At 48.5% G+C, this 9034-nt stretch carries 6 protein-coding genes; all 6 read left to right on the top strand.

Going from position 1 to position 9034, the window contains the following annotated elements; all coding sequences use genetic code 11:
• Nucleotides 1-85 precede the first annotated feature (85 nt).
• Nucleotides 86-442 carry a hypothetical protein gene (locus tag P5683_RS18015; protein ID WP_006624446.1) on the top strand — a complete coding sequence of 119 codons (357 nt, stop codon included), beginning with the start codon at nucleotides 86-88 and terminating at the stop codon, nucleotides 440-442.
• Nucleotides 443-1010: 568 nt separating this feature from the next.
• Nucleotides 1011-2141, top strand: coding sequence for a calcium-binding protein (locus P5683_RS18020; RefSeq protein WP_315640801.1), 1131 nt, complete (start codon nucleotides 1011-1013; stop codon nucleotides 2139-2141).
• A gap of 190 nt (nucleotides 2142-2331) precedes the next feature.
• Nucleotides 2332-6294 (top strand): tetratricopeptide repeat protein, encoded by a 3963-nt coding sequence (locus P5683_RS18025; protein WP_315640799.1) that lies wholly within the window; start codon nucleotides 2332-2334, stop codon nucleotides 6292-6294.
• Between the two features lie 103 nt (nucleotides 6295-6397).
• The gene (locus P5683_RS18030; protein WP_315640797.1) at nucleotides 6398-7411 is read left to right on the top strand and encodes a tetratricopeptide repeat protein; all 1014 of its coding nucleotides are present in this window, start codon (nucleotides 6398-6400) and stop codon (nucleotides 7409-7411) included.
• Between the two features lie 55 nt (nucleotides 7412-7466).
• Nucleotides 7467-8090, top strand: coding sequence for a Uma2 family endonuclease (locus P5683_RS18035; RefSeq protein WP_315640796.1), 624 nt, complete (start codon nucleotides 7467-7469; stop codon nucleotides 8088-8090).
• Nucleotides 8080-9034 (top strand): tetratricopeptide repeat protein (locus tag P5683_RS18040; protein WP_315669470.1); only part of this gene is annotated, 955 nt, incomplete at its 3' end. The genes P5683_RS18035 and P5683_RS18040, both read left to right, overlap by 11 nt.

The following is a 9034-nucleotide window of genomic DNA, read 5'->3' on the forward strand; positions in this document are numbered from 1 at the left end:
ATCGTCGCATTGTCAGGCAATAGCCGGATAAATGTCGCGTAAATGTATCAGGTATGATTACAGTAGTTGTTGGAATCTGATAGTCATGATGAAATTAACACCTTTGAAATTTACCCTAGGTTTGAGTATTTCTGCGATCGCTACTTTCGGCTTCGGGTCTGCGGTTCAGGCAGCACCGGAATTAATCGCCCAAGCCACCATTAATCCCCTGCAAGATTTTGATAGTCGTAATAGCACTACCGACTCCTCCAATACCCTTAATCAGCGGACATTGTTTGATATTCTCCACAGTGTCCAGCAAGGTCGGTTTGATATGAATGGGGAATTCATCCAAAATCAACAAAATCAAAATATCCAAGATGCGGCGGCGGAATTTCGCCAAAGACAACGCCAGGCGATCGAACTTCAACCCAGCCTAGAACCCACGGCAGAAGTTGAGTAAAACCTATTGGGGAGGGGTTGTAGAGAATTAATCGCCCTATTTAATGATTAATTTGACCACAGCCCCCCAATTATATTATACATTAATAAATTATCTGTGATTCATCCATTTTACAAAAACTTCTCATTCTGGCTAAATCCTTTACAGTAGCTTGATTATATCTAGCATTTTTGGGGAGCCTCAAACCACAACTTCCCCTGGAAAAGGGCTTACCATGGGGAACTATGATTTTTCCGCCAAGTGTAACAGTCAACAATAGACCTGGTATTGATATATCATAAGAATTCAACCGAACTGTCAGGATTATCGGTCAAAGAGCATGAACCAAATGTCATCGCCATATTATTGACAATAGCTAATGTAGCTGTTACATTTGTTTTGTGATATGAAAACCCGAAGAGCATGATTTGCCTCTCTAGTTTGCATGAGCGTAAATGGCTGATTCATGTTTCTATTATGGAGACTTGCACCGCCACATAATAGGGTGATTGAGCAATCTAGTGGTTGCTTATGTGATTGATTTTTAATTTTTTGACCACAACCGTGTATCTACCAGGAATGAATTACCATGACCGCCGAATTAATACCTAACCCCACACAGCCCGAAAGTAGCAGGCCCAACCCGAATGCGATCGATGGTGGCTTAATCATCGAAGGGTTTATGAACCAGGAGAACCGCCTCATAGGTACCGGAGGTAGTGATTTGATCGCTGGTGGGGACCTGAATGATGTGATATATGGGGGGGACGGGGGCAATAATACCCTATCTGGAGGTGCGGGAGATGACATCATTTACGGAGGTAAGGGAGATGACCTAATTTATGGTGGTCAGGGAAATGACATCATCTACGGCGGGGAAGGTAAGAATACAATCTCCGCTGGAGAAGGGAATAACACCCTATTGGGAGGTGCGGGAGATGACCTCGTTTATGGTGGTAAGGATGATGACATCATTTATGGGGGTAAGGGCAGTGACACAATCTATGCTGGAGAAGGCAATAATCTGCTGTTTAGTAACCTGGGAGATGACCTCGTGTATGGTGGTCAGGGAAATGACATCATCTATGGAGGTCAGGGAGATGACATCATCCACGGCGGGGAAGGTAATAATATCCTGTCGGGAGATAAGGGTAATGACCTAATTTATGGTGGCACTGGTAACGATACTATTTACGGTGTCGAAGGTAATAACACCATACTTGGTGGACCGGGAAATAACCTGATTTTTGGTGGTAAGGGTGATGATGTTATCCATAGCGGTAGAGGGGATAACACCGTTTATGGTGGTCAGGGGAACGATCGCATTTCTGCCGAGAAAGGTAATGACCTTCTGACCGGGGGTAAAGGATCTGATACCTTTAGCTTAGTTTCTAGTGACCCCGATAAGGAGTCCTTCAGCATTCAAGAGTTGTTTGGACTCGACACCATCACAGATTTTACTGTGGGTGAAGATCGCATCGAATTAGATGCGGATATTTTTGAGATGTTGGGAGGGGCGGGAAACCTTGCTGATAGTCAGTTTACCACAATTGCCAACTTTGATCCGACTAATCCCACTAATACCGGAGGGGCTAACCTAGTTTATAATTCCACCAGTGGCGTTTTGTACTACATTGACGGCACTGGACAAGCCATTCCGATTCTGAATTTAGGAGAAGGGTTAGATGACCTCGACTCCGACAGCTTCGATTTAATCTAGTAGCTGGCTGGGTGCTAGGTGGAGATATTTTTCTTAACTGAAATTACCATATTTTTGGTAATGTATTAATATTGATGAAATTTTGCTGGATAATAGTGGGGGTTGTTTAGGCTACATACGTGGCTGTTAATTTAACTAATTATTAATTGTGAAAAAAGTAAGTATTTATACACACAAAAAACGATGAATTATGAGGATTAGTAACCAGTCAACAAACCAACCATCCCCAGCGGCTCAGTCCCTAGCCGAGCGAGGTTTATGGTGTCAGCAGCAGAAAGATTATGGGAAGGCGGTAGATTGGTATAAAAGGGCGTTAGAGGTTTATTTTCCTTGGGCGGAGGTACATTATAATCTGGGATTTGTCTTAGAAAAATTGGGAGATGTAGAGGATGCGATCGCCTGTTACCGTCAAGCGATAATCCACAAGCCGAACTACACCAACGCCTATTATAACTTAGGGTTAATCCTACAACAGTCAGGGCGAGAAATCGAAGCGATCGCCGCCTATCAAAGCGCGATTTATCTGGAACCAGAAACCCCCATGCCTTATAGTAATTTAGGGGGTATTTTAGTAGGAAGAGGGGAATATCAAACCGCCTTAGAGATTCTCGGAGCCGCCCTAAAAAAGTGGCCGCAGACAGCCAGCCTCCATAATAACCTCGGTCGATCGCTATTAGGAAAACAGGATGGGGATAGGGCGATCGCCGCCTTTTTAAAAGCCGTACAACTGCAACCGGACAGTGCCATAATTCAACATAACCTAGGGAAAGCCCTGCAACAACAGGGAAGCCATATAGCCGCCCTAGAGTGCTTCCAAAAAGTGTTAAGCCTAGCGCCAGAATTTCCGGGTATCCATAGTGATTTAGCCTGGTCTCTGATGGAATTAGCAGATTTTCCAGAAGCGATCGCCCATTTAAAAGAAGCCATTAAAGGGCAGGAATTCCTGTTAACCGCCTATATAACCCAAAGTGAAAACCAAAGCGTTGACGGCAGTTTAGGAGAAGCCCAAAAAGCCTGCGCCCAGCTACTACAAGCACTCAACCAAAACGATATATCCGTGAGTGTGATCAAACTAGCCCAAACCTACTTTCACTTAGGTCAAGCCTTAGCAGAATACCAGAACTTTGGAGCGGCCGAACAATACTATCAAAAAACCCTGAAACTGCAACCAGACTTCACCGGCGCCCATTTAGCTTGGGGAGACATTCTGAGGGAACAGGGTCGTATCAAAGAAGCCCAAAAACATTATAACCAGAGTTTAGAACTATTAACCGCCGAACCCGAAACCAACCCACCCCTATCTCAACCCATTCCCGACCTACCAGAGTTACCCCCGGCTGACCCCGACCTACCAGCCTGTCAGGGATTAGACTGCCATCCTTGCCTAAAGCAGATTATAGAAAACTTTTCCCCCCAACAGGTAGGCAGCCATCAATACAAATTGAAACCCCCAGCGCCCTTACCTTTATGGAACATCACCGGAAACGTGACCATTTTACCCCAGGGGCGGGCGATTGTTGATCCGCGTCGCAATTGGTGGAAAGTCTGTAACGCCACCGCCATAATTAACGCGGAAGGGGAGATGCTGCCGCCATTTTCCCGATTTTATCCTACCCCCTTACCAGGTTGCCGTAACCATGACCCTCGCCGCCACCCAATTTTTGCCAAGGATGGACTCACAGAAGCAGAGGCGATCGCCGGAACTGTTGCGGTAGTATCAGGAATATCGGGTAGTGTTTACTTTCACTGGATGGTTGACGTACTGCCACGATTAGAAATTTTGCGACAGGCTGGCTACAATTGGCAGGATATCGATCGCATTGTAGTGAACAGTATCCGTCACCCCTTCCAACGAGAAACCCTGCAACGGTTAGGTATACCAGAATCCCAAATAGTCGAAAGCGACATTCACCCCCATATCCAAGCAGATCAGCTTTTAGTTCCGGATTTTGCCGGACCCGTAGGCTATCCACCACCGTGGGTGTTAGCTTGGCATCGTCGGACTTGGCTACAGGAGGAAACCGCAGGGGTTAACCTTAACTCAGAGGGCTTTCTGGAACTCTCTGACCCACAGAAATCTAAATTAGGTGATGAAAAACCACCAAAGCTCATCTATATCAGCCGTCATAGCGCCAAATATCGGCGGTTGTTAAACGAAGAGGCGATCGCCTCCCTATTGCAGCAGCGGGGATTTACCACCATCAACCCCGAAACCCTATCTGTAGCCCAACAGGCTCAAGTATTTTCCCAGGCGAAAGTCATTGTCGCATCCCACGGTAGCGGGTTAACCAATTTAATTTTCTGTCAGCCTGGAAGCACCATCATTGAACTCATGTCTCCCCACTACATTCGGCCTTACTTTTGGGGGTTAAGTCGGCAAGTGGGACTCCATCACTACTACATCACCGGAGAAGCCTTAGACTGCTATCCCCTCCGACAACTGATGTATCCTACTGCCTTAACAGAAGATATCTGGATTAACCCAGAGACCTTGCTAGAGTTGCTAGATTCTATACTCGCCACCGATACAGCCAGCCTCCCGACTTCTAGCCAGAAAAATGATCTCACCCAGCCATCAATGTCTAAGGTTACTATGATCAATTTTCCCAATTTAAGCGAAACCGCCCTAGCCGCCGGGTTTCAGAAACAAGCTGAATTTCATCTCCAAGGGGGTGACATTGATGCAGCCATAGCCGCTTGTGAACAGGCCCTTCACCATGACCCTAATTCTGCCATCACCTGTCAATTGTTGGGTAAAGTTTGGCAACAGCGGGGCGATGAATATTGGTCAAGATATTGGTATCAAAGGGCGCAGGCTCTTGGTTATAGGGAATCTGTGGTTGAGAGGAAAGACCCCCCCCAACCGGAAAGCCCAACTCAGGGGAAACCAGAGATTCCTCAAGCCCCAGAGGAGCCACCATCGGATATGGTGGCACAGGTAGAAGCGAATTTGCAGGAAAAACAATTTCAGCAGGCTTTGAGTCTGTGTCAGCAGGCTCTGGCATTAGACCCCGAGGCGGCGAATATTTACCCCCTGTTGGGTAAGGCTCTGTTGGGGTTGAAACGATTATCGGAGGCGGTGGCTGCTTTTGAGAAGGCGGTGCAGTTGAACCCCGCAGATGCCACAATTCACACGAATTTGGGAAGTCTCTATGCTCAAATGCAACGCTGGGAACAGGCGGTAAAATGCTATGAAAGGGCGATCGCTCTCCAACCGAACTTGGTAGCCGCTCATCGGAATTTGGGTAAAGTATGGCAGAAGTTGGGACAACCTCAGCAAGCCCTTAGTTGTCGATATCAGGCTTTGATTTGGCAGCCAGACCAGGGGGAAGCCTCGGAGTTTTTGGCGGTGGGTAATAGCCTTTTACAAGGTGGCAGACTCCAGGAGGCTGAGGTGTGTTATCGCCAGGTGGTCAGGCGATCGCCCCACGATTCCCAAGCCTATCACAATTTGGGGGAGGTTCTCTCGGCTCAAGGTTTGTGGTCCCAAGCGGAAGCCGCCTATCGGCGCGCGGTGGAGTTGCAACCGGACTCTTTTGAATCTCGCAATAGTTTGGGACAAGCCCTGGTGGCTCAAGAAAAGTGGGATGATGCGATCGCCTGTTATGGTCGCGCCCTGGAACAAAATCCCCGCCTGTTGATGGCTTTGGAAAATTTGTCTAAGGCTTTACGCCATAGTAACAAGACCTTACCTTCTAGTCAGGGGCGTTGGTTAAGTTTGATTGCTGGGCGACAAATACCCGAAGAGTTGCCACCGCCAGGGGGTGGGGCTTTTGCGCCGCCAGATGTAGATGTAGCCTTGGAAAGGGCCACGGAGTTATATCAGCAAAAACGCTATCAGGCTTGCGTCCAGCAGTGTCAGCAGGTGGTGCAGTGGCGACCGAGGGAAGCCAGAGCATATAGTCTCTGGGGGAAGGCTCTGGTGGGTTTGGCGGCTTATGGTAAGGCGCTACGCTGCTATCAACAGGCGATCGCTTTGGAACCGAAAAATGGCCTATGGCATCAGGAGTTAGGGGAATTGTGTCTGCAAGTGCGACGCTACCCAGAGGCGATCGTCAGTTTACAGGAAGCTGTCAAATTAAAACCCCATCCCCGCATTTATCGCAGTCTAGCCAGCGCCTGGGGAGCCTTGGGTAAAGAAGGGGCGGGTTGACAAGGCTGGCTGGTCGGAAGCATGGCTGACCGTGGAACCCGCCCCTACAGGACTGTTTGTTTGAAGCTATCCAGGCGAAACCGGAACTGGCTTCCTTGGGGGAATGTTTGGTTGGGATAGGGGGTTATGGCGTAGGGGGCAGAAAACTCAGGCGATCGCTTGTTATCAGGTGGCTGTTACTACCCACCCCCACAGTGCTAAGGCTCATCAACAGTTAGCCGAAGCCCTCTATCATTTAGGGCGACAGGGAGAGGCGATGACCTATTATCGTCGCGGATTTGAGTTAGCCGAACGTCGGGAACCTACACCCCCCCGACAAGTTCAGCCACAACGACCTTGGTGGGAGCGTTTTCCCGGTTTCGGTTGGCTGAGAGGGAACCGCAGAAGGCTTCCTATAGGGGAAGATTATCAATCTCCGTTACCTACTTCCCACCACCAGATTTTACCCTCTCCACCCGTGGCGGTTTTGCCCCCGGTGCAATCTGTGAGTTCCCCGACAGCAGACACCCAGAAACCTCCTCAGCGGCGGGTAGAAGAACCTGTAACCCCCCCAAATCACATCCCTATGGGGGGGGTGGCTTCTGCATCACCACCCGGTCAACCAGGCTGGGAAGAGGCGATCGCTTCCGCCACAGCGAAAAATTGGCAGGGCTGTGTTGATATTTGTCGCCACCTGCTCGAGAGGGAACCGGAACGCCTGGAGGTGTTGCAGCTATTAGCCCAGGCTCTGGAAGCCTTGGAGCAATGGTCTGATGCCGCTGGGTTTTACCAAAAAGCGGTGGCTTTGGCTCCTGAACATGGGGAAATGTGGGTGCATTTGGGGGATGTTTATGTGGTTATGCAGGCTTGGGAGCAGGCGATCGGCGCTTATCAAAAGGCAGTGGCTCTGGCTCCCGATTTGGTCTCAGTTTGGGAGGTGTTGGGGAACCTGGAGTTGGGACGAGAAAATTGGTCGGAGGCGGCGGAAATTTATCGCCGGGTGCTGGAGTTGAATCCCAACAGTTGGGAGGTTTATCATAAGTTGGGTGATACTCTCCAGGAGTTGGGTCGCATTGATGAGGCGATCGAAGCCTTCCGGCGGGCCACGGAGTGCGCCTCGGGAAAGGCAGGGGGATGAGAATGATTAAAATTTGTAAAAGAATGAAAGCGATCGGGTTTTATGAGGTAAAATTATGGTAATTGTTTTCCATGTAAAATATACCATAAATTTGGAGGAGTTTTTAGACCTTCCGGAAACTCAACCTGCGAGTGAATATCTGAAAGGAGAAATCACCCAGAAACCGATGCCTCCAGGAGAAAATAGCACCTTACAAATCCGTTTAGGGACGGTTATTAATGAGGCTTTTTTACCCCCAAAGTTAGCTCATGCCTTTACCGAGTTATGGTGTGACTTTGGCGGACAGTCCCTCGTAACCGATATCAGCGTTTTCACTTGGGAGCGCATTCCCCGAACTGAAAAAAGGAGAATTGCGAATCGCTTTGAAGTTCATCCAGATTGGGTTATTGAAATTTTATCTCCCGAACAATCAGCCAATCAAGTGATCAGAAAAATCATGTTTTGTCTGAGTCAAGGAACACAGTTGGGATGGTTGGTCGATCCGAAGGATGAATCGGTGATGATACTGAAACCGGACTCATTTCCGGAAGTTAAACTGGGAGAGGATATTTTGCCGGTTTGGGAGCATCTCAAAGAGTTTCAGCTTTCAGCACGAGAAATGTTTGCTTGGTTAAGTCTTGACAACAGAGAACCGAATCGTTCAATTAATCTAAAATCATCAAATTCCCATGACGATTGATAAAAGCTCACACATCCCATTCCGTCGCCGCCTCGATACTCGTCCAGTCAAGCCGCGTCTAACATTAGCGGAAACTCACTGGAAGTTGGGGAAAGCTTTGGCTTTACGAGAAAAATGGTCAGAAGCAGCGATCGAATTGCGACAAGCGATCGCTTTAGACAACGACTGGGTGGAACCTCAGCGAGAGTTAGCTAGGGTTTTGGTGAAGTTATCAGCCTGGGATGAGGCGGCGGGGGTGTTGCGACAAGTAGCGGAAAAGTCCCCAAACGATAGCCAAGTTTGGCACCTGTTGGGGGATGCTTTGTCGGGGTCAGAACAATGGTCAGAAGCCGTGGCAGCCTATCAAAATGCGATCGCTCTTGAGCCGGATTTTGTCTGGTCTCATAATAACTTAGGAGATGCGCTGCGACAGTTGGAGCGGTGGGAAGAGGCGGCGGAGGCTTATCAAAATGCGATCGCTTTAAAAGGGGATTTTGTCTGGTCTCATAATAACCTAGGGGATGCTCTCTTCAAGCTAGAAAGATGGGATGAGGCGGCGGAGGCTTATCAAAATGCGATCGCTTTAGACAAAGACTCACTGATACTTCAGCGAAATTTAGGTAAGGTTTTGGTGAAGTTATCAGCCTGGGAAGAGGCGGTGACCCTGTGGCAACAGGTAGCGGAAAAGTCCCCAAACGATAGCGAAGTTTGGCATCTGTTGGGGGATGCTTTGTCGGGGTCAGAACGATGGTCAGAAGCGGTGGCAGCCTATCAAAATGCGATCGGTCTTGATGGGGAGTTCTCTGGCTCTCATAATAACTTAGGGGATGCTCTATTAAAGCTAGAGCGATGGTCTGAGGCGGCGGAAGCCTATCAAAATGCGATCGGTCTTAACCCGGAGTTCTTTTGGTCTCATAATAACTTAGGGGATGCTCTATTAAAGCTAGAGCGATGGTCTGAGGCGG

Source organism: Limnospira sp. PMC 1279.21 (assembly GCF_032349615.1).
GTDB lineage: Bacteria > Cyanobacteriota > Cyanobacteriia > Cyanobacteriales > Microcoleaceae > Limnospira > Limnospira fusiformis.

Excerpts from the sequence above, each read along its gene's own strand:
- P5683_RS18030 (WP_315640797.1), top strand. The coding sequence starts at position 6,398 with ATGTTTGGTTGGGATAGGGGGTTATGGCGTAGGGGGCAGAAAACTCAG.
- P5683_RS18035 (WP_315640796.1), top strand. The coding sequence starts at position 7,467 with ATGGTAATTGTTTTCCATGTAAAATATACCATAAATTTGGAGGAGTTT.
- P5683_RS18020 (WP_315640801.1), top strand. The coding sequence starts at position 1,011 with ATGACCGCCGAATTAATACCTAACCCCACACAGCCCGAAAGTAGCAGG.
- P5683_RS18025 (WP_315640799.1), top strand. The coding sequence starts at position 2,332 with ATGAGGATTAGTAACCAGTCAACAAACCAACCATCCCCAGCGGCTCAG.
- P5683_RS18015 (WP_006624446.1), top strand. The coding sequence starts at position 86 with ATGATGAAATTAACACCTTTGAAATTTACCCTAGGTTTGAGTATTTCT.